Source organism: Planomonospora sp. ID91781, from assembly GCF_015711595.1.
Taxonomy (GTDB): domain Bacteria; phylum Actinomycetota; class Actinomycetes; order Streptosporangiales; family Streptosporangiaceae; genus Planomonospora; species Planomonospora parontospora.
In genome coordinates this window covers 398,875-419,139 of sequence record NZ_JABTEY010000001.1, presented here as the reverse complement: position 1 = coordinate 419,139, position 20,265 = coordinate 398,875, and the positions used below count along the sequence as shown (strand labels likewise).

At 72.5% G+C, this 20,265-nt stretch carries 19 protein-coding genes and 1 riboswitch; of the genes, 13 read left to right on the top strand and 6 right to left on the bottom strand.

Annotated elements, in window-relative coordinates:
- Nucleotides 1-167: 167 nt before the first annotated feature.
- The 4 genes from HS048_RS01895 to HS048_RS01880 are packed head-to-tail and all read left to right on the top strand — an operon-like array spanning nucleotide 168 to nucleotide 4,111.
- On the top strand, nucleotides 168-1,109 hold the full coding sequence (locus HS048_RS01895; protein WP_196465965.1) for an ABC transporter permease: 942 nt from the start codon (nucleotides 168-170) through the stop codon (nucleotides 1,107-1,109).
- Nucleotides 1,102-2,046, top strand: coding sequence for an ABC transporter permease (locus HS048_RS01890; protein ID WP_196465964.1), 945 nt, complete (start codon nucleotides 1,102-1,104; stop codon nucleotides 2,044-2,046). Before HS048_RS01895 ends, HS048_RS01890 begins: the two co-directional genes overlap by 8 nt.
- Nucleotides 2,047-2,085: 39 nt before the next feature.
- A complete protein-coding gene (locus tag HS048_RS01885; RefSeq protein WP_068902018.1) occupies nucleotides 2,086-3,111 on the top strand; it encodes an ABC transporter ATP-binding protein in 1,026 nt (341 codons plus the stop codon).
- Nucleotides 3,095-4,111 (top strand): ABC transporter ATP-binding protein, encoded by a 1,017-nt coding sequence (locus HS048_RS01880; RefSeq protein ID WP_068902020.1) that lies wholly within the window; start codon nucleotides 3,095-3,097, stop codon nucleotides 4,109-4,111. The genes HS048_RS01885 and HS048_RS01880 overlap by 17 nt, the downstream gene beginning before the upstream one ends.
- Before the next feature lie 133 nt (nucleotides 4,112-4,244).
- Here HS048_RS01880 and HS048_RS01875 read toward each other — a convergent pair whose 3' ends face one another.
- The 3 genes from HS048_RS01875 to HS048_RS01865 form a co-directional block, all read right to left on the bottom strand.
- Nucleotides 4,245-4,541, bottom strand: coding sequence for a hypothetical protein (locus HS048_RS01875; RefSeq protein WP_068902022.1), 297 nt, complete (start codon nucleotides 4,539-4,541; stop codon nucleotides 4,245-4,247).
- Between the two features lie 231 nt (nucleotides 4,542-4,772).
- Entirely contained in the window at nucleotides 4,773-5,906 is a 1,134-nt protein-coding gene (locus HS048_RS01870; protein WP_307832339.1) for a S8 family serine peptidase, read from the bottom strand.
- A gap of 310 nt (nucleotides 5,907-6,216) precedes the next feature.
- Nucleotides 6,217-7,023 (bottom strand): S-adenosyl-l-methionine hydroxide adenosyltransferase family protein, encoded by an 807-nt coding sequence (locus tag HS048_RS01865; protein WP_068902026.1) that lies wholly within the window; start codon nucleotides 7,021-7,023, stop codon nucleotides 6,217-6,219.
- 117 nt (nucleotides 7,024-7,140) lie between these two features.
- On the opposite strand from HS048_RS01865, the gene HS048_RS01860 reads away from it, so the two are divergent.
- From HS048_RS01860 to HS048_RS01845, 4 genes are all read left to right on the top strand, one after another.
- Complete coding sequence (locus tag HS048_RS01860; protein ID WP_068902028.1) at nucleotides 7,141-7,455, top strand: DUF3263 domain-containing protein; 315 nt, start codon at nucleotides 7,141-7,143, stop codon at nucleotides 7,453-7,455.
- 171 nt (nucleotides 7,456-7,626) lie between these two features.
- Complete coding sequence (gene otsB, locus HS048_RS01855) at nucleotides 7,627-8,397, top strand: trehalose-phosphatase (protein WP_068902030.1); 771 nt, start codon at nucleotides 7,627-7,629, stop codon at nucleotides 8,395-8,397.
- 140 nt (nucleotides 8,398-8,537) lie between these two features.
- Nucleotides 8,538-9,167, top strand: coding sequence for a hypothetical protein (locus tag HS048_RS01850; protein WP_196465963.1), 630 nt, complete (start codon nucleotides 8,538-8,540; stop codon nucleotides 9,165-9,167).
- Between the two features lie 115 nt (nucleotides 9,168-9,282).
- On the top strand, nucleotides 9,283-9,903 hold the full coding sequence (locus tag HS048_RS01845) for a hypothetical protein (RefSeq protein WP_196465962.1): 621 nt from the start codon (nucleotides 9,283-9,285) through the stop codon (nucleotides 9,901-9,903).
- A 151-nt stretch (nucleotides 9,904-10,054) separates the two neighbouring features.
- Here HS048_RS01845 and HS048_RS01840 read toward each other — a convergent pair whose 3' ends face one another.
- Both HS048_RS01840 and HS048_RS01835 read right to left on the bottom strand, forming a co-directional pair.
- A complete protein-coding gene (locus HS048_RS01840; RefSeq protein ID WP_196465961.1) occupies nucleotides 10,055-11,308 on the bottom strand; it encodes a sugar MFS transporter in 1,254 nt (417 codons plus the stop codon).
- Nucleotides 11,309-11,350: 42 nt separating this feature from the next.
- Nucleotides 11,351-12,796, bottom strand: a complete 1,446-nt coding sequence (locus HS048_RS01835) for a trehalose-6-phosphate synthase (RefSeq protein ID WP_196465960.1) — start codon at nucleotides 12,794-12,796, stop codon at nucleotides 11,351-11,353.
- 155 nt (nucleotides 12,797-12,951) lie between these two features.
- Here HS048_RS01835 and HS048_RS01830 point away from each other — a divergent pair, with 155 nt between their 5' ends.
- The 5 genes from HS048_RS01830 to groL all read left to right on the top strand — a co-directional run bounded on the left by HS048_RS01830 (nucleotide 12,952) and on the right by groL (nucleotide 17,893).
- Nucleotides 12,952-13,509 (top strand): RNA polymerase sigma factor, encoded by a 558-nt coding sequence (locus HS048_RS01830; protein WP_068902039.1) that lies wholly within the window; start codon nucleotides 12,952-12,954, stop codon nucleotides 13,507-13,509.
- A gap of 135 nt (nucleotides 13,510-13,644) precedes the next feature.
- Nucleotides 13,645-13,785: riboswitch (SAM riboswitch) on the top strand.
- A 14-nt stretch (nucleotides 13,786-13,799) separates the two neighbouring features.
- Nucleotides 13,800-15,065 (top strand): threonine synthase, encoded by a 1,266-nt coding sequence (thrC, locus tag HS048_RS01825; RefSeq protein WP_068902041.1) that lies wholly within the window; start codon nucleotides 13,800-13,802, stop codon nucleotides 15,063-15,065.
- Between the two features lie 23 nt (nucleotides 15,066-15,088).
- Nucleotides 15,089-15,364, top strand: coding sequence for a MoaD/ThiS family protein (locus tag HS048_RS01820; RefSeq protein ID WP_068902043.1), 276 nt, complete (start codon nucleotides 15,089-15,091; stop codon nucleotides 15,362-15,364).
- A 338-nt stretch (nucleotides 15,365-15,702) separates the two neighbouring features.
- Nucleotides 15,703-15,903 (top strand): cold-shock protein, encoded by a 201-nt coding sequence (locus HS048_RS01815; RefSeq protein ID WP_068902046.1) that lies wholly within the window; start codon nucleotides 15,703-15,705, stop codon nucleotides 15,901-15,903.
- Nucleotides 15,904-16,264: 361 nt separating this feature from the next.
- Nucleotides 16,265-17,893, top strand: a complete 1,629-nt coding sequence (groL, locus tag HS048_RS01810) for a chaperonin GroEL (protein ID WP_068902048.1) — start codon at nucleotides 16,265-16,267, stop codon at nucleotides 17,891-17,893.
- Between the two features lie 109 nt (nucleotides 17,894-18,002).
- Here groL and HS048_RS01805 read toward each other — a convergent pair whose 3' ends face one another.
- The gene (locus tag HS048_RS01805; RefSeq protein ID WP_196465959.1) at nucleotides 18,003-20,141 is read right to left on the bottom strand and encodes an AAA family ATPase; all 2,139 of its coding nucleotides are present in this window, start codon (nucleotides 20,139-20,141) and stop codon (nucleotides 18,003-18,005) included.
- Nucleotides 20,142-20,265: the final 124 nt, after the last annotated feature.

The window sequence follows — 20,265 nt, the reverse complement described above, 5'->3', positions numbered from 1 at the left end:
CGGCCCCGACCCGGGCCACCGGGCCCTGACGGGCCCCGGGCGACGCGGCGGCCCGGTGTCCTCCCACGAGGAGGCGCCGGGCGGCCCCGCCCGTTCCCATTGACGAAAGGCCACCCGTGAAGCGCCTCCCCCGCCGGTCGATCCCGGCACGCTCCTAGCCGGATCCGATGGGCCGCTACGTCATCCGGCGCCTGCTCCAGGTGATCCCCGTACTGCTGGGCGCCACGTTCCTCATCTTCTCCGTCGTCTTCGCGCTGCCGGGCGACCCGATCGCGTCGATGGCCGGCGACAAGCGGATGCCGCCCCACATCGTCGCCGAGCTCACCGAGCGGTACCACCTGGACGATCCCTTCCTCGTCCAGTACTGGCACTACCTCTCGGGACTCCTGCAGGGGGACTTCGGCGAGACGTTCGCGGGGGGCGGCGTCTCGGAGATCATCGCCGGCAAGTTCCAGGTCTCGCTGAACCTCGCGCTCACCGCGCTGGTCATGGAGACCGTCGTCGGCGTCGGCCTCGGCTTCTACGCGGCGCTGCGCCGGGGCCGGGCCCAGGACACGCTGGTGCTGGCCGCCACCCTGCTGCTGATCTCCGTCCCGACGCTGGTCACCGGCTTCGTGCTGCAGCTCCTGCTCGGCGTCGAGCTCAAGCGGAGCACCGGGATCGACTTCTTCCCCATCTCGGGCGCCTTCGACGGGTGGCGCAGCTACCTGCTGCCCGGCTTCGTGCTGGCCGGGACGTCGATCGCGTACCTGACCCGGCTCACCCGGACCACGCTGGCGGAGGCCCTGCGCGCCGACTACGTCCGCACGGCGGTGGCCAAGGGGCTGCCCCGGCGCCGGATCGTCGGGCGGCACGCGCTGCGCAACGCGCTCATCCCCGTGGTCACCTATCTCGGTGCCGATCTCGGCACCCTGATGGGGAGCGCGGTGATCACCGAGACCATCTTCAACCTGCCTGGTCTGGGACAGGAGCTGTTCCGCTCGATCTACGAGCGCCAGCAGCCCGTCGTCGTGGGCATCGTGACGCTCCTGGTCCTGGTCTACGTGCTGGCCAACCTGGTCGTCGACCTGCTCTACGCCGTGCTCGACCCGAGGATCCGCTATGAGTAGCGCCGCACCCCCGAAGGGCGCGTCCCCGAAGACCCGGCGCGCCCGGCACGCCAAGGCTTCCGGCCGGGGCGCCCGGACGGCCAGGCCCGCCGGCCTCTGGCGCGACGCCTGGCACGACCTGCGCCGCCGCCCGCTCTTCACCGTCTCGGTCGTCCTGATCGCGGTGGTCCTGGTGATGGCGGCGGTGCCCTCGCTGTTCACCTCCGTGGACCCGTACGACGCGGCGGGCTGCGTGCTCGGCGACGCCCGGCAGGGGCCGAGCGCCGCGCACTGGTTCGGCACCGACAACCAGGGCTGCGACACCTACGCCCGGACCGTGTACGGCGCCCGCAACTCGGTGCTGGTGGGACTGGGCACCACCGTGCTCACCGCGCTCGCCGGCGGCCTGCTCGGCCTGGTGGCCGGGTTCCGGGGCGGGTGGCTCGACGCGGTGCTGTCCCGGGTGACCGAGGTGTTCTTCGCCATCCCGTCGGTCCTCGGCGCGCTGCTGATCCTGTCGATCTTCCGGACCGGCACGGTGTGGACGGTCACGCTGGCGCTGGCCGTACTGGCGTGGCCGATGACGTTCCGCATCATGCGGGCGTCGGTGATCACGGCCAGGGGGCAGGACTACGTGGTCGCGGCCCGGGGGCTCGGCGCGTCCGCGGGGCGGCTCATGTTCCGGCACATCCTGCCGAACGCGATCGCCCCGCTGATCGTGGTCTCGACCATCAACCTCGGCGTGTTCATCGCCGCCGAGGCGGGCCTGTCGTTCCTCGGGCTCGGCGTCCAGTCGCCGGACATCACCTGGGGACTGATGATCGCCGACGCCCGGGCGCGCTTCCACGAGGCCGCCGGGCCGCTGCTGTTCCCGGCGGCGCTGCTGAGCGTCACGGTGCTGGCCTTCATCATGCTGGGCGACGCGGTGCGCGACGCCCTCGATCCGAAGCTGCGGTAGGGGGAGAGCATGACCGGCATCACGGGCGGTACGCCATCGATGCTGCCCGCCTGGGGAGGCGGCGCCGTGCCGCGCAGCGAGCCGCTGCTGGCGGTCGAGGACCTGCACGTGGAGTTCGCCACCCGGCAGGGCGCCGTGAAGGCGGTCAACGGGGTGGACTACACGCTGGAGGCGGGTGAGACGCTGGCCGTGCTCGGCGAGTCGGGCTCGGGCAAGTCCGTGACCGCCCAGGCGATCATGGGCATCCTCGACACCCCCCCGGCGCGCGTCACCCGGGGCCGGATCCTCTTCCGGGGCACGGACCTGCTCGGGCTGAGCGAGGAGAACCGGGCGCGGGTCAGGGGGCGCCGGATCGCGATGATCTTCCAGGACGCGCTCTCCGCGCTGAACCCGGTCTTCACCGTGGGGTGGCAGATCGGCGAGATGTTCCGGGTGCACCAGGGCGCCTCCCGGCGCGACGCCGAGCGCCGGGCCGTCGAGCTGATGGACCGGGTCCGCATCCCCGGGGCCGCCCGCCGGCTGCACGACTACCCGCACCAGTTCTCCGGCGGCATGCGCCAGCGCATCATGATCGCGATGGCGGTCGCGCTGGAGCCGGAGCTGCTGATCGCCGACGAGCCGACCACCGCGCTCGACGTGACGGTCCAGGCGCAGATCATGGAGCTGCTCGCGGAGATCCAGCGCGAGAGCGGCATGGGGATGATCCTGATCACCCACGACCTCGGCGTGGTCGCCGACGCGGCCGACAAGATCGCTGTCATGTACGGCGGGCGGATCGTCGAGCACGCCCTCGTGCATGACGCCTACCGGGCTCCCGCCCACCCCTACACCCGGGGCCTGCTGGACTCGATCCCGCGCATCGACCGCAAGGGACGGGAGCTGCACGCCATCACGGGCCTGCCGCCGAACCTGCTGGACATGCCGCCGGGCTGCTCCTTCGCCCCGCGCTGCCCCTACCGGCAGGGGGACTGCGCCGTCGAGGCGCCGCCGCTGCACCGCATCGGCCCGACCCGCGGCAGCGCCTGCCACTACTGGAGGGAGGTCCTCGATGGCAGCCACGGGTGACCCGGTTCTCGAGGTCCGCGACCTGGTCAAGCACTTCCCGGTGACCCAGGGCGCCCTGGTCAGGAGGCAGGTCGGCGCGATCAGGGCCGTGGACGGCGTCTCCTTCGACCTGCGCCGGGGCGAGACGCTCGGCATCGTGGGCGAGTCCGGCTGCGGGAAGTCCACGCTGGCCAGGCTGCTGATGGCGCTGGAGCGGCCGACCTCGGGCTCGGTGCGGGTCGGCGGCCGGGAGATCACCCGGGCGAAGGGCGCCGAGCTCAAGCAGGTCCGCCGCAACATCCAGATGGTGATGCAGGACCCGTACACGTCGCTGAACCCGCGGATGACCGTCGGGGACATCGTCGGCGAGCCGTACGAGATCCACCAGGACGTGCTGCCCAGGGGGAGGCGCCGGCGCAGGGTGCAGGAGCTCCTGGAGATCGTGGGCCTCGACCCGGACCACGCCGACCGCTACCCGCACCAGTTCTCCGGCGGTCAGCGCCAGCGCATCGGCATCGCGCGGGGACTGGCGCTCCGGCCCGAGATCATGGTCTGCGACGAGCCGGTCTCGGCGCTCGACGTGTCGATCCAGGCGCAGGTCGTCAACCTGCTGGGGCGGCTGCAGCGCGAGTTCGGCCTGTCCTACATCTTCATCGCGCACGACCTGTCGGTGGTCCGGCACATCTCCGACCGCGTCGGCGTGATGTACCTCGGCAAGATGGTCGAGCTCGGCCGGGACGCCGACATCTACAGCCGCCCGGAGCACCCCTACACCAGGGCGCTCCTGTCGGCGGTCCCCGTCCCCGATCCGGACGGGCGCGAGCGGCGCGAGCGGATCATCCTGCAGGGGGACCCGCCCTCCCCGGCCGACCCGCCGTCGGGCTGCCGGTTCCGCACCCGGTGCTGGAAGGCGCGGGACGTCTGCGCCCAGCAGGAGCCGCCGCTCCAGGTACGGCCCGGCGCCTCGCACGAGAGCGCCTGCCACTTCCCCGAGCTGTACCCGGTGCCCCGGCCCTACTGACCCGCAGGGCCGACCGGCAGGGTCAGGGGAGCGCGGCAGGCGGGCCGCCCCCGGCGGCGGGCGCGGGAGCGCCGCCGGGGGCGGCCCGCCTGATGCCGCCGGCGGACCGGCCGTGCGGGCGGTCACCCGGGTCCTAGCCCTGCGGGCCGTCGCCGCGGTACTCGCCGTACGGGCCGTCACCGGGGTAGCCGCCGTCCGGGCCGCCGCCCGGGTACTGCTCGTGCGGAGCCCCGTGCGGGGCCCCTTCGCCGCGGCCCAGGAGGTCGCTGAGGCCGTCGGGGCCGCCCAGGAGCGAGCTGAGCGGACCGTTCTCGCCCAGGATGCGCTCGAGCGGGTTGGGACTGTCGAAGACGTTCGCGGAGGCCAGGGTGGCCGTGCCGGCGACGGCGACGGCGGCGATGGCGGTGGCCGCGAGAATGCGACGGATCATGGTTGTTCTTCCCCCGAAGATGTTCCGGGCCGGGCACGCGGGATGCGATCGTGCTGGGCCGATGTGACGCCGAACTGGCGCTTAGCAGTATGGGGACCGGGTCGCCGCCGCAGGGAGGGAACTCCGAAGGGCGGTGGCGATGATGGCCGAGCCGTTACCGAACCGGTCATGGTCGAGGGTGGAAACGGTTCGGATCTTGACCGTCGGGGGAGTGTCCGCTGTACGGCGGGCTCACCAGGGGCCGGGGAAGCCGGAGGCGCCGCTGCGGCGCCGGGTCAGCCGGTGGACCGTCAGGGCGAGGACGAGCAGGACCAGCAGGACGCAGACCGCCCGGCGGGAGAGCACCGCGTCGACGAGCGGGCCGGGCGGGGTCCACCGCGGGGCGGAGGCCCGGAGCGGCCGGCGACGGATCCCGGCCGCCTCCTCCAACGCCCGGGCCGCGTTGACCACACCGTGGCCGTAGGCCGGGTCGTGCCCGTCCGCCGGGGCGTGGACGGTGCCGCGCTCGACGGCCCGGCGGACCTCGGCCGGACCCAGTTCGGGGAAGGCCGCCCTGACCAGCGCCGCCACCCCGGCGACCAGCGCGGCGGCCGAGCTCGTGCCGTCCCCGACCACGTAGGAGTCCGGCCCGTCGGCGGTGAGGATCCCGCTGCCCGGCGCGACCACGGACAGGTAGTCCTGCCGGTTGGAGAAGGACGTCACGCGCATCCTCTCGTCCACCGCGCCCACCGCGATCACCCCCGGGTAGGCCGCGGGGAAGTTCCGCCGGTTCGGGCCCGCGCCGTCGTTGCCGGAGGAGGCCACCAGCACCGCGCCCCTGCCGAGGGCGTACCGCACCGCCCTCTCCTCGGCCGCGGAGCCCTTCCACGATCCTCCGCCGCCGCCCAGGGACATGCTGATCACCCGGGCGCCGTGGTCGGCGGCGTAGCGGATGCCCCGGGCCAGCGCGTCCCGGCCCCGCTCGCGGCCCCGGCCGCGCCGGGGGTCGTCGTTCTCCAGCGCGACCCGGACGGACAGGACCGTCGCGGCGGGGGCGATCCCCGTGACGCCGGGGGAGCGGCCGCCACCGTGCCCGCGGCCGGCGATGACGCTGGCCATGGCGGTGCCGTGGCGTCCCCACAGCGACCTCCTGCGCGCCGTGCCCGTCAGGTCGGGGCCCTCGACGACCGCGCCCGCGAGGTCGGGGTGGGAGGCGTCGACCCCCGTGTCCAGCACCGCGACGGTCACCCCCGCGCCGCGGGTGGTCCGCCAGGCCTCCCGCGCGTCCAGCGCGGTCAGCGCCCACTGCGGCTCCTGTCGCCCCGGGTGGCCCGGAGCGCCGTCGGCGGAGTCGGCGGGCCAGGTGAACGCGGTGAGGACGGTCACGGCCAGAGCGGTACTGAGCGCGCGTGCAGAGGACACGGCGACCTCGACAAGGGGGAGGGGAGAAGACGTCAGAGGGGATTCTGACACGTGATCACCGGGTCGGTCCGGTGCTTTCAGTAAACGAGACAATACGGATGGTTATTGCCTTTAGTCACTTCAGTACCGTCTGTAGCACGCCGTGCCCTGTATGTGGGGTATGGCCGGGCGCGGCCGGTGCCGGGCCCAGCAGGCGGGCACCGGTCTCATCCGGGCTCAGTAGGCCGACGCGGGTCACCAGGGCTCAGCAGGCGGGCACCGGTCTCGCCTGGGTTCAGGAGGCCGGCGCGAGCCTCACGTGGGCTCCGGGCGGCAGACCGAGGCGCTGCGAGGCGTCGCCGGAGTGTACGGCCAGTGCGACCAGCCCGGCCGAGTCGGTGAAGGCGACCAGGTCGCCCGGGGGGACCGCGGCGAACGTCTCGCGGAACGGCACCGCGATCTGCCGCCTGCCGAGCCGGACCGCCAGGACGCTCCCCGCCCGGACGCCCAGGGAGCCCAGATCGCCCGCGCTGATGGAGAGCTGGACGTTCCCGTAGCGGTCCACCGACAGCACCTCGCCCTCCACGGCGTCCTCCCGGAGCAGGGAGGTCGGGGCGGGCAGGGAGACCAGCCTGTCCGGCGGGACCTCCGGCCCGAGCTCGGCCGGGGTGCGGCCGGTCGCCAGGTGGGCGGCCACGGGGGCGAAGACGTCGCGTCCCTGGAACGTCGGCGAGACCCGTTCCAGGAAGAACTCCGCCCGGGTGACCTGGTGGGCCGTCCGCGCGCCGCCGGCGGCGTGGACCGCCCAGGAGAGCACCCCGTTGTCCGGGCCGAGGAAGACGTGGTCGCCGGCCTCCACCGCCACGGCCCGGCGGGAGCCGCCGACGCCGGGGTCGATGACGGCGACATGTATGCCCGGGGGGAGATAGGGAACCGTCTGTGCCAGGATCGCCGCGCCGCGCCGTACGTCGCCGGAGGGCACGAGGTGGCACACGTCGATGATGCGGATGCCCGGCGCGATCCCGGCGATGACGCCGTGGCACATGGCGGCGTAGCCGTCTTCCAGCCCGTAGTCGGTGAGGAGGGTGATGACAGAGGTCACATCAGGTGACTGTACGTCTGACCATCTGCCATGAACAGCCGGAAATTCCCGACTATCCTGGCATCGGGCCGCGTGCGCGCGGTGCGGTCACCGCGCGCCCGACCGAGGAGGACACCAATGGACACTGCGCCGATCCCCGGTGACAGTGCTGCCCAGGACGCCGCTCAGGGCGCTGCCGCGCGGGCCCTCACCGAGAGGGAGCGGGAGCTGCTCGCCTTCGAACGCCAGTGGTGGCGTTACGCGGGCGCCAAGGAGCAGGCCATCCGCGAGGCCTTCGACCTGTCCGCCACCCGTTACTACCAGCTGCTCAGCGAGCTCATCGAGCGACCCGAGGCCCTCGCCCACGACCCGATGCTGGTCAAACGCCTGCGCCGGCTCCGCGAGAGCCGCAGACGCGACCGCGCCGCCCGGAGGCTGGGCTTGCGCCCCTGATCCGCGGGTACGGCACCGGTGATCCGCGGGTGCGGCACCGGCGGGCCCGACGCGGCGGGCGTCTTCCGGGGCTCCCCGGCGGGCACGGGATCCGACAGGACGGGCACCGAAGCATGACCTTCGACGGGACGGATGGCGAAGCATGACCTTCGACAGGACGGGCACCGAAGCATGATCGAAGCATTGGAGGCGATCGTGGCCGACCCCGCCGGAGCGGTGGTCGGCCTCGACTTCGACGGCACGCTCGCGCCGATCGTGCCGGATCCGGAGTCGGCCAGGATCCACCCGGCCGGTCCGGAGGCGCTGGCCAGACTCGGTGGGCTGGTCGGCTCCCTGGTGGTCATCACGGGCCGCCCGGCGGCCACGGCCGTCGAGTACGGCTCCCTGGCCGGAGTGCCCGGCCTGGTCGTGCTCGGCCACTACGGCCTCGAACGCTGGGAGGGCGGCGAGCTGTCCAGTCCGCCGCCCCACCCCGGCCTGATCACGGTCAGAGCCGAGCTGCCCACGCTGGTCGCCGGGATCGCCGGGGTCGGGATCGAGGACAAGGGGCGGGCGGTGGCCGTGCACACCCGGCGGACCGCGTCGCCGCAGGCCGCGTTCGACGCGCTGGCCGGTCCGGTCGCGGAGCTGGCCGCGGAGACGGGCCTGGCGGTCGAGCCGGGCAAATTCGTGCTGGAGCTCCGGCCGCCGGGGACGGACAAGGGGGTGGCGCTGGGCGACTTCCTGCGGGAGCGCTCGGCGCGCTCGGTGCTGTTCGCCGGGGACGACCTCGGCGACCTGGCGGCCTTCGAGGCCGTACGGACCTGCGGGCTGCCCGGCGTGACGGTGTTCAGCGGGTCGGCCGAGCTCAGCGTGGAGGCCGACATCGTGGTGGACGGGCCCGCCGGGGTCGTCGAACTGCTCGGCTCGATCAGCGACGCGATCGCCGCACGCCGTCCGTGACCCGGCGCGGCCACGACCGGTCGTGACCCGGGGCGGACGTGATCGGCCGTGACCCGGAGCGGGCATGATCCGTCATGGCCCGGGGCGGGCACAACCGGTCGTCAAGTCGGCGGCAAGTGGCGGCCGATAGCTTGCCCGGCATGAGAAAGCGATCTTTCGTCCTCGCCGTGCTGGCCGGCGTCACCGTGCTCGCCGCCCCGGTCACCGCCTCGGCCGCCGCGGGGACTTCGGGGACCTCGGGGACCCCGGGTGCGGCGACCGCAGCGGTGACCTCGGGGGCGGCGGGCACCCGGACCGTCTCCTTCCGGGGGATGAGGCTGCGGGTCCCCTCCGGCTGGCAGGTGCACCGCCAGGGTGACTGGATGCTGGTGCAGACGGGCCGGTGCGACCGGCCCGCCTACTTCGCCCCCGGCTGCAAGGGCTTCTGGGTGCTCGGCCCGGAGGCGATCAAGTACGGTCGCGAGGGCTTCGGCGCCTACACCGGCGAGCAGCCCTTCTATCCGGCGAGCGACGTGCAGTCCTGCCCCTTCAGCGCCAAGACCGGCCAGGTGATCGGCAAGCCCACCGCGGTCGGCCTGCGCCGGGTCGGGCGCGGGCACAAGGCGAAGTACGTCTCCTGGTTCGGCCGGTGCGTGACGCACCGGGGCGGGCGGCAGACGGCGACCTTCGCCCAGCGGGAGTGGTTCCTGCCGACCTCGAAGATCCTGGTGGTGGACGTGTGGAACACCCCGGGCCTGTCGAACGTGCTGAAGAACGCCACCTGGAGCTGACATCGGGCGGCGCGGCGGGGTGACGCGCGCCGACCGGCCGGCGGGGCGGGGTGGGGCGATGCGCGCCAACCGGGCGGCAAGTGATCCGCAAGTGGCGGGGCCTAGCGTCCCGGTCATGAGAAAGAGATCTTCCATCCTCGCCGGCCTGGCGGCCGCCGCCGTGCTCGCCGCTCCGGCGGCCGCCTCGGCCGGCTCGGCCGCTCCGGGGGCGCCGGCGGCCGCGGCGGCTCCGTCGGCCTCCGGGACCAAGACCTTCTCGTTCCGGGGGATGAACCTGAAGATCCCCTCGGGATGGAAGGTGCACCGTGAGGGGGACATCGTCACGGTGGTGACCGGGAAGTGCAGGTTCCCGGAGCCCTTCCTCTCCGGCTGCCGGTCGTTCTGGGTCTTCGGCCCGAAGGCGATCACCCGGGTCCCGGTCGGCGGCGGCTACATCACCTACACGGGGAAGAACCAGTTCCATCCCTTCAGCGGCGTGGTCCCCTGCCCCTTCACCGACAAGACCGCCTGGCACGCCGACGGGAAGAGGGCCACCACCGGCCTGCGCCAGGTCGGACGCGGGCACAAGGCGAAGTACGCCGCGTGGCCCAACACGTGCGTGACGCACGGCAGCGGGCGGAAGACCGCGAGCTTCACCCAGCGGGAGTGGTTCCTGCCGACCTCGAAGATCCTGGTGGTGGACGTGTGGAACACCCCCGGTCTTGCGAACGTGCTGAAGAACGCCACCTGGAGCTGACCGGACGGGGACCGGGACCGGACGGGGCCGGAGGGCACGGCCTCGGCCGCCCCGCGGCCGTCCGCCGGTTCCGCGCCCTCTGCCGGTCCGGTGTCGTCCGCCGACCTCGCGCGGTCTGCCCGCCCTGCGTCGTCCGTCGGTTCCGCGTCGTCTACCGGCCGCCGGCCAGGATCCCGCCGACGGCCAGGCCGATCAGCACGGGGACCATGAGGAAGGCGCGCTGGGCGCCGAACCCGTCGGCCAGCGCGCCCAGCACGAACGGTCCCGCGCCGATGGCCAGGCCGGAGAAGACCGCGGCCACGGCCGAGGCCCGGTCCAGGAGGCCGCCGGAGGCGGCGAGCACGCGCGAGAGCGCCAGCGGGAAGTGCAACGAGACGCCGATCCCGGACAGGACCAGGCCCAGGTAGGACACGACGGGGTTTCCGCTCACCCAGAAGATCGCCCAGCCCGCGCCGGTGAGCGCGAGCGCGCCGATGAACAGGGAGGTGGGCGCGATCCGCAGGGCCAGCCAGGCGCCGCCCCAGCGACCGGCGGCCATGCCGGCGGTGAACGCGGTCAGCGCGGTCGCCGCCACCGCCGCCGACAGCCCCGTCTGGTCGGAGACCAGTTTCGCCGCCCACAGGTTGAAGCAGAACTCCATCGCGACGCAGCAGAACAGCACCGCGCCGGCCAGGTAGAACCGCCCGCCGAACCGCTCCCCGGCCGCCGGGGCCGCGCCGTCCCCGGCGGGCTCGGCGCGGTCGTGCCCGCCGGGCCGCCCCCCGGACCGCCCGTCGAACCGCCCTCCGGGCGTGGGGACCGCGCCGTCCCCGGCGGTCCCGGCGCGGTCGGCCCCGGGGATCCGGACGCGGCCCATGGCCAGCGCGAGCAGGGCGCTCGCGACCGGGGTGGCCAGCAGCGCGGCCCGCCAGCCGAGCGCGCTCTGCGCGGCGATGCTGACCAGGAACGGCACCGCGATGCCGACGGTCACGCACACCGCGTTGGCCTCGCTGATCGCCGCGGGGCCCGCCGGGCCGTGGTGGTCGCTGAGCACGGCCATGCCCGAGTAGAGCATGATCGAGGCCATTCCGCCGGCGACGGCGTACCCGAGGAGGGTGACCGGCAGGACGCCGCCGAGCAGCACCAGCAGCACGCCGGCGTTCATCCCGGCCAGGCCGGTCCAGGCGACGGCCGGGCGGCCGATCGCGCGGGTCAGCCGGGGCAGCGCGAGCCCGGTCAGGACGGCGCCCGCGGCCATCGCGGTGCCGTGCAGCCCGGCGACGGCCTGGGTGATCTCCAGGTCGAGGCGGAGCAGCGGCAGGACCGCGCTGAGGCCGTACAGGTAGGTGGCGAAGACGCCGAGCTGGAGGTAGATGAGCCAGGTGGCGCGGTCACGGACCAATCGGACGGACGTGATCGCGGTCACCGATGTTCCCCCAGCGGACGGAAGGCGATTTGCCCACCGAAACTACCTCACCTGGTCGGGTGACCAGCCGAGGGCCGCCAGTTGCTCGGCGAACCACAGGTGCGGGGGGAGCGCGGCGGCCGCGGCGGCCAGCCGGGCGCCCCGCCGCCTGCGCTCCTCCTCGGGCATCACCAGGCCCCGGTGCAGGGCCTCGGCCGTGGCCGAGACGTCGTAGGGGTTGATCACCAGGGCGTCGGGGCTCAGCTCGACCGCCGCGCCCGCCTCCCGGGACAGGACCAGCGCGCCGGCGGGTGAGAGGATGGGACCCTCCTTGGCCACCAGGTTCATGCCGTCGCGGATGGGGTTGACCAGGAGCACGTCGGCCAGCCGGTAGGCGGCCAGGGAGCGCGGGTAGTCGTCGTTCACGTTGAGGATGAGCGGGTCCCAGTCCTCGGTGGCGTACTCGTCCTCGATCTCCTTGGCGCAGCGCTGCACCGCCGCGGTGTACTCCCGGTACTCGGGCAGGTCGTGCCGGGACGGGTAGGCGAAGGCCAGGTGCACGACGCGGCCGTGCCACTCCGGATGGGCGGCCAGGAACTCGCGGTAGGCGGCCAGCCCCCGGACGATGTTCTTGGACAGCTCGGTCCGGTCGATCCTGACGATCAGCTTCCGGTCGCCGACCTGGTCGCGCAGGGCCGCCATGTGCGACTCGACGTCGGGCTCGCCCGCCCTGGCCCACAGCGCCTCGCCGTCCACGCCCAGCGGGTGCACGCCGATCCGGGTGGTACGGCCGGCGTGGGAGACGGTGTGGCCGGCGCGGTCGATCTCGGCGCCGAGGACCGCCTCGCAGCAGTCCATGAACGCACCCGCCCAGCGCGTGGTCAGGAAGCCGGCGTGGTCGGCGCCCAGGACGCCCTCCAGCAGCTCGACGGCGACGTCGTCGGGGAGCAGGGCGAAGTACTCGGGAGGGGCCCACGGGGTGTGCGAGAAGTGCGCGATGCGCAGGTCGGGCCGGTCGACCCGGAGCATCGCCGGGGTCAGGCTGAGGTGGTAGTCCTGGACCAGCACCTGCGCGCCGTGCGCGGCCTCCTCGGCCAGCGCCACGGCGAACGCGGCGTTGTAGGACTGGTAGGACTCCCATTCCCGGCGGAAGCGCGCGTCGAAGTGCGGGGTGTTGGCGGTGTCGTAGAGCAGGTGGTGGACGAACCAGAGCGTGGAGTTGGCCACCGCGTTGTAGGCCCGGTGGAACGTCGCCGGCGGGATGTCCAGCATGCGCAGCGCGCCGGTGTCGTAGCCGGCCTGGTCGATGCGGCCGCCGGGCGCCAGCCGTACGGCGCCGCGGTCGCCGTCGGAGAGCGCGGCGCAGACCCAGAGCATGTCCAGCTCCTTGGCCACCTCGGACAGGCCGGACACCAGCCCGCCGCCGCCCCTGCGCATGCACAGGGAGCCGTCCTCCGAAACGGTGAACGAGACGGGACCACGATTGGACGCCACCAGGATCGTGTTCATCTGTTCTTCCTCGTCTAGGACATGCCCCTCGTCTCCTGCCTACTGCGGACGGCGGCCGGTCGGTCCGCCCCGGGGCACGCTTGCCCCAGAGGTTAACCAAACATTGCCCCCGCCCATAGGATGTCCAGCGACCGTGATCGCTGATGGGGGCTCGGATGGCGCTGGACGAGACGACCGAGGCACTGGCCCGCGCGGCCGCCCAGGGCGACCACCGCGCGCTGGGCGAACTGCTCAAGCGGATCGAGCCCGACGTGCTGCGGCACTGCGGGCGGATCCTGCCCTACCGGCAGGACGCCGAGGAGGCGTGCCAGGACACCCTGCTGGCGGTGGCGCGCAACATCGGCCGCTTCGAGGGCCGGGCCCGGTTCACCACCTGGCTGCACATCGTGACGGCCAACTGCGCCCGGACGACCTACCGCTCGCTGAAGCGCCGGGCGGCCGAGCAGAGCTCCGACGAGCTGCCGCTGCAGAAGCCCGACGTGGCCCGGGTGAGCGTGATCGCCGGGTCCCGGCTGGACCTGCTCGACGTGATGGAGGCGCTGGAGGCCGACAAGCCCGAGCTGGCCCAGGCGCTGGTGCTGCGCGACATCTGCCAGCTCGACTACAACGAGGTGGCCGAGCAGCTCGGCATCCCGCTGGGCACCGCCAAATCCCGCATCCACCAGGCGCGCAAGTACGTCCAGAACGCGCTGGGCGACGCCTACGGCTTCTGACCCGGCCGGGTGCGCCCGCCCCGGGTGTCCGCCGGTCGACACACGCCGTCTCGGAAAGTGAGATGGATGGTCAGAGCGGTGACCGGCCGGGGTAGAGTGCTTGCAACCTGCTCATCAGGTTCGACAACTGAATATTGCTCATCCAGAGGGGTGGAGGGACCGGCCCTGCGAAGCCCCGGCAACCCTCCCGGTTCAAGACTCGTGATCTGACGAGGTCGGCCGGGACAGGTGCCAATTCCGGTCTGTGACCAAGGTGGTCGCAGACGAAGATGAGGGAAAGGCCTCGCTTCATGGCGCTTGCAAGCACTGAAACCACCACCACCTCCCTTGACTTCGGTCCGGCCGTCGCGCTCTCCTGCCGCGAGTGCGGGGCGCGCTCCCCCCTCGGCCCGGACTTCGCCTGTACCGAGTGTTTCGGCCCCCTCGAGATCGCCTACGAGTTCCCCCGGGTCACCCGCGAGCAGATCGCCGCGGGGCCGGCGAACATCTGGCGCTACCGCGCGCTGCTCCCCGTCCCGGCGGACGTGGCCTCCAAGCGCAACATGGCCCCCGGCTGGACCAAGCTGGTCAAGGCCGACAACCTCGCCCGCGAGCTGGGCCTGCGCTCCCTGCACGTGAAGGACGACTCGGGCAACCCCACGCACTCCTTCAAGGACCGCGTGGTGGCCATCGCGGTCGAGGCGGCCCGCAACTTCGGTTTCCACACCCTGTCCTGCTCCTCCACCGGCAACCTCGCGGGCGCGGTCACCGCGGCCGCCGCGCGCGCCGGACTGGACGCCTGCGTGTTCATCCCCTCCGACCTGGAGCAGGCCAAGATCGTCATGGCTTCGGTGTACGGCGGGCGCCTGGTGGCCATCGACGGCAGCTACGACGACGTGAACCGCTTCTGCTCGGAGCTCATCGGCGACGAGCTGGGCGACCGGTGGGGCTTCGTCAACGTCAACCTCCGCCCGTACTACGCGGAGGGCTCCAAGACGCTGGCCTACGAGATCGCCGAGCAGCTCGGCTGGCGGCTCCCCGAGCAGATCATCGTCCCGGTGGCCTCCGGCTCCCAGCTGACGAAGATCGACAAGGGGTTCAAGGAGCTGGTGTCCCTCGGTCTCGTCGAGGACCGGCCGTACAAGATCTTCGCCGCGCAGGCCGAGGGGTGCTCGCCCGTCTCGGCGGCCTACAAGGCCGGCCACGACGTGATCCGCCCGGTCAAGCCGGACACCATCGCCAAGTCGCTGGCGATCGGCAACCCGGCCGACGGCCCGTACGTCCTGGACATCGCCCGGCGCACCGGCGGCGCGGTGGAGGACGTCACGGACGCCGAGATCGTCGACGCGATCAGGCTGCTGGCCCGGACCGAGGGCGTCTTCGCCGAGACCGCGGGCGGCGTCACCGTCGGCGTGCTCCGCAAGCTGGTCGCCGAGGGCAGACTCGACCCCGACGCCGAGACGGTCGTCCTCAACACCGGGGAGGGGCTCAAGACCCTCGACGCGGTGGCCGACCACGCCCGGCCCACCGCGGTCATCCGGCCGTCTCTTGACGCATTCCGTGCCGCCCTCGCCTGAGAACTCCTGAAAGGTACTGGACTATGAGCGTTTCTGTGCGGATTCCGACGATTCTTCGCACGTACACCAATGGCGCCGCCGAGGTGAGCGGAGAAGGGGCAACCCTGCGGGAGGTCCTGGAGAAGCTCGACGCGGACTTCCCCGGCATCGGTGCCCGGATTCTCGATGAAACGGGCAAGATCCGACGTTTTGTCAACGTTTATGTGGGCGAAGAGGACGTCCGTTTCGCGGACAACCTCGAGACCGCCACGCCGTCCGGGGTCCAGATCTCCATCATCCCGGCGGTCGCCGGGGGCTGATCCCCTCGGGCCGTCCAGGCCGCTCCGGGCGCCCCTGGCGCCTCCACGACACCCGTACGCCGCTCCGGCCGCGTGCGGGTGTCGTGCTTTGTGGCGCCCGTTCATATCTGGGACGTGAGGAAATAATGCAATATTGAACTAAACGGCGCGAGGGCAAAAGCTTGTTCTCCTGCCAAAGGCGCCGGTAAACGGATGATTAGCGGATTGACTCTGTTGCCCTACGGTGTCCCACAGGTATGGTCGAGAACGATCGATGCGGGCGAGGTCTTCGCCGCGGAGATCGAAGGCTTCGCGAGTGGAATGGGCGTGGTCTTCAGGGCCGGTAAGAGGAGTCGGAAGTGGCGCAGGGCACCGTCAAATGGTTCAACGCGGACAAGGGCTACGGCTTCATCGCGGTAGACGGTGGTAAGGATGTTTTCGTCCATTACTCCGCGATCCTGATGGACGGCTATCGTGCGCTCGAGCAAGGCCAGCGGGTCGAGTTCGAGATCACCCAGGGGCAGAAGGGCCCGCAGGCGGAGGCCGTCCGGACCGTCTGAGGCGGTCGGCCGGCGGATGCGCCGGAGACGGCCGGGACTCCCGCGGCAGTGCGGTCCGCGCGGATCCCCCACATGTCGGCCCGGCCCGCCGGAGGCTCCGGAGGGCCGGGCCTTCGCGTTCCCGCATCCGGGGCTTCGCCCCGATGTGGTGCCTTCGCTCTGGGCGGAGCCCAGCTCAGCGGGGCGTAGCTTGCACTCGGCAGGGTAGAGTGCTAAACAGTTCGTTGGCACTCTCTGTTTGAGAGTGCCAACCCTGGATCGAGACGATGGGACCCGCCGAACGGAGTCGCGGGTCCACATGCCGTCGCGGGCGTCGGCTCGATCCGGTGCACGCCACCCTGTGTTTGGGAGGTCTAGCCGTATGGCAGCCAAGATGATCGCGTTTGACGAGGACGCCCGGCGCGGTCTCGAGCGTGGTATGAACCAGCTCGCGGACGCCGTGAAGGTGACCCTCGGCCCCAAGGGCCGTAACGTCGTTCTGGAGAAGAAGTGGGGCGCCCCCACGATCACCAACGACGGTGTCTCCATCGCCAAGGAGATCGAGCTCGAGGACCCGTGGGAGAAGATCGGGGCCGAGCTCGTCAAGGAAGTCGCCAAGAAGACCGACGACGTCGCGGGTGACGGCACCACCACCGCCACCGTGCTCGCCCAGGCGCTGGTCCGCGAGGGCCTGCGCAACGTCGCCGCCGGCGCCAACCCGATGGCCCTGAAGAAGGGCATCGAGGCCGCCGTCGAGCGCGTCAGCGAGGAGCTCTCCAAGCTGGCCAAGGACGTGGAGACGAAGGCGCAGATCGCCTCCACGGCCTCCATCTCCGCGGGCGACCCGCAGATCGGCGAGATGATCGCCGAGGCGATGGACAAGGTCGGCAAGGAAGGCGTCATCACCGTCGAGGAGAGCAACACCTTCGGCCTGGAGCTCGAGCTCACCGAGGGCATGCGCTTCGACAAGGGTTACATCTCGCCCTACTTCGTGACCGACCCGGAGCGTATGGAGGCCGTCCTCGACGACCCCTACATCCTCGTCGTCAACTCCAAGGTGTCCGCCAACAAGGACCTGCTCCCGGTCCTCGACAAGGTCGTGCAGGCCGGCAAGCCGCTGCTGATCATCGCCGAGGACGTCGAGGGCGAGGCCCTGGCCACCCTGGTCGTCAACAAGATCCGCGGCCTGTTCCGCTCGGTCGCCGTCAAGGCCCCGGGCTTCGGCGACCGCCGCAAGGCGATGCTGGGCGACATCGGCGTCCTGACCGGCGCCCAGGTCATCAGCGAGGACCTCGGCCTCAAGCTCGAGTCCACCGCGCTGGAGCAGCTCGGCCGCGCCCGCCAGGTCATCATCACCAAGGACGAGACCACCATCGTCGACGGTGCCGGTGACGCCGAGCAGATCGCCGGCCGGGTCAACCAGATCCGCGCCGAGATCGAGAACACCGACTCCGACTACGACCGCGAGAAGCTCCAGGAGCGTCTCGCCAAGCTGGCCGGCGGCGTCGCCGTCATCAAGGCCGGCGCGGCGACCGAGGTCGAGCTCAAGGAGCGCAAGCACCGCATCGAGGACGCCGTGCGCAACGCCAAGGCGGCCGTCGAGGAGGGCATCGTCCCCGGCGGTGGCGTGGCCCTGCTGCAGGCCGGCGCCAAGGCGTTCGACAAGCTCGAGCTGCTCGGTGACGAGGCCACCGGCGCCGCGATCGTCCGCAAGGCGCTCGAGGAGCCGCTGAAGCAGATCGCCGTCAACGCCGGCCTCGAGGGCGGCGTCGTGGTGGAGAAGGTGCGCAACCTCACCCCGGGTGAGGGCCTGAACGCCGCCACCGGCGACTACGTCAACATGTTCGAGTCGGGCATCATCGACCCGGCCAAGGTGACCCGTTCCGCGCTGCAGAACGCGGCGTCCATCGCGGCGCTGTTCCTCACCACCGAGGCCGTCATCGCCGAGAAGCCCGAGAAGAACCCCGCTCCGGCCGGCGGCATGCCGGGCGGCGGCGACATGGACTTCTAGTCCGGCGCCTGCTCGAAGAAGAGGCCGGTCCCTCACGGGACCGGCCCTTTCCTTTTCCCGGCTCCCTTTGCTTTTCCCGGCTCCCGCGCGGTCCCCTCCGCGCGGCCGGTCAGCCGGTCAGCTGGGGCGGGAGGTCCCTGGCGTGCAGCACCGTCAGGGAGGTGACCGCGCGGGTCAGCACCACGTACAGCCTGGCCAGCCCGCGGGGCTCGGCCTCCACGATGTCGGCCGGCTCGACCACGATGACGTGGTCGTACTCCAGGCCCTTGGCCAGGCTCGCAGGGACGACCAGGAGGCGGTGCTCCTCGACGGAGTCGGGCGCCAGCACGCGGTGGTCGAACCCGGACAGCGCCTCGGAGGCGGCGGAGACCCCGGCGTCGGCGACGATGACGCCGATCGAGCCCTCCCGGGAGAGCGCCTGCACGGCCGCCTCCGCCAGGGACGCGGCCGGGTCGGGCGCGTGCCGTACGGACAGCGAGCCCGCGCCGGGACGGAGCGACCGGGGCGCGGCCAGGCCGGGGGCGACCGAGGGCAGCAGGCGGGCGGCGTAGTCCAGGACCTCGCGGGGCACACGGAAGCCCAGCGTCAGCTCGGTCACCGCGCCCCCGCCGCCGTCCTGCCCGTCGCCCGGCGGGAAGCCGAGGTGGTGCAGGACCTCGGTCCAGGAGCGCGCCGACCACGGAGTGGTGCCCTGGGCGAGGTCGCCCAGGACGGTGGCCGACCCCGTACGGCACCGCCGCCCCAGGGCGCGCAGCTGCATCGCCGACAGGTCCTGGGCCTCGTCCACGACCAGGTGGCCGAGGGACGGGGTGCGCTCCATCATGTCGCCGAGCTCGTCCAGCAGCGCGCTGTCGGCCGCCGACCACTTCGCCGAGCGGAACGACTTGGGCGGCCTGGCCCACAGCAGCGCGGCCTGCTCGTCCGGGGTGAGGCCGTCCCTGGCCGAGGCGGCCAGGAACGCGGGGTCGCTCAGCAGCCGGTGCAGGACCTGCTGGGGGGTGAGCTTGGGCCAGACCTGCTCCACCAGCTGCTTGACCGGCTTGGAGCGGGCGACGGCGTCCTGCACCCGGTCGTCGGGGGACTCGCCGCGCTGCTCCATCCGGACCAGCACCAGGTGGGCCAGGCGCTGGGCGAGGGTCGCGCGGCCGGGGTTGTAGCGGGTGGTGCCGCGCAGGGCGGCGACGATCTCGCGGACCTCGTGGTCGGCCACCCGGTAGCGGTTGATCCCCCGGGTGTACAGCAGGCCCTCGGCAGGCTTGACGATGTGCGCCCAGAGCGCCCGCCGCAGCACCGGCACCATCCGGGCGTCGCCCTTGACCGCGGCCACCGCGGGGTCCTCCGGGGCGGCGTGGTCGCCGAGCATCCCGGCGACCGTGGTCTGGTCGACCTTGACCTCGCCCAGGGCGGGGAGCACCGAGGAGATGTAGGACAGGAAGGCCCGGTTGGGCCCGACGATCATCACCCCGGACCGGGCGAGCTTCTCCCGGTGGGTGAAGAGCAGGTAGGCGGCGCGGTGCAGGCCGACGGCGGTCTTCCCGGTGCCGGGGGCGCCCTGGACGCACACCGTCCGGGTCAGCTCGGAGCGGACGATCTCGTCCTGGTCGGGCTGGATGGTCGCGACGATGTCGCGCATCGGACCGGAGCGGGGCCGTTCGATCTCCTCGGTGAGGATCTTCGACTGGCGGAGCACCTCCCCCTGGTCGAGCCGCTCGTCCTCGAAGGCGGTGAGCTCGCCGCCGTGGTAGCCGAACCGGCGGCGGCGCGAGACGCCCATCGGGTCGGACGGGCTGGCCTGGTAGAACGCCCGGGAGATCGGGGCCCGCCAGTCGACGACCAGGGGGCGGCTGCGGTCGTCGTGGACGTGCCGGCGCCCGACGTGGACGGTGCCCGGCAGGTCGTCGGCGACGGAGCGGTCGAGCCGGCCGAAGAAGAGGGGGGTGCCGGAGTGGTCGGCGAGCGCGGCCACCCGCTGGTCCAGCAGCGCCTGCAGGATCTGCTGGGAGACCCAGTCTCCGGCGGCGTCCGAGGACAGGGACTGCGCGTGCTCGCGCATCGCGCGCAGGGCGGCCCGGGAGACGGCCAGGTGCTCGCGCTCGGCGGCGAGGATCCGGGCCGCGGCCGTCTCGTCGGCCGCCTCGCCGGAGGGCCCGGGAGAGGGGGGACGGTCCGGGGAGGGGCCTGGGGCGGAGGGCGGGTCGTCCGGGGACGGACCGTCGTCCGTACCGGAGAGCAGGCGTTCGGTGGGCATGCGGAAATCGCCTCGCATTCGTAAACGGAGGTGGTGGTCATCAGGCAGCGAATCGACTAGCTTACCGAGGGGCCGGACGGCGCTCAAAAGGATTGTTTCCGTGCCCGGGAGACCGGACGGCACG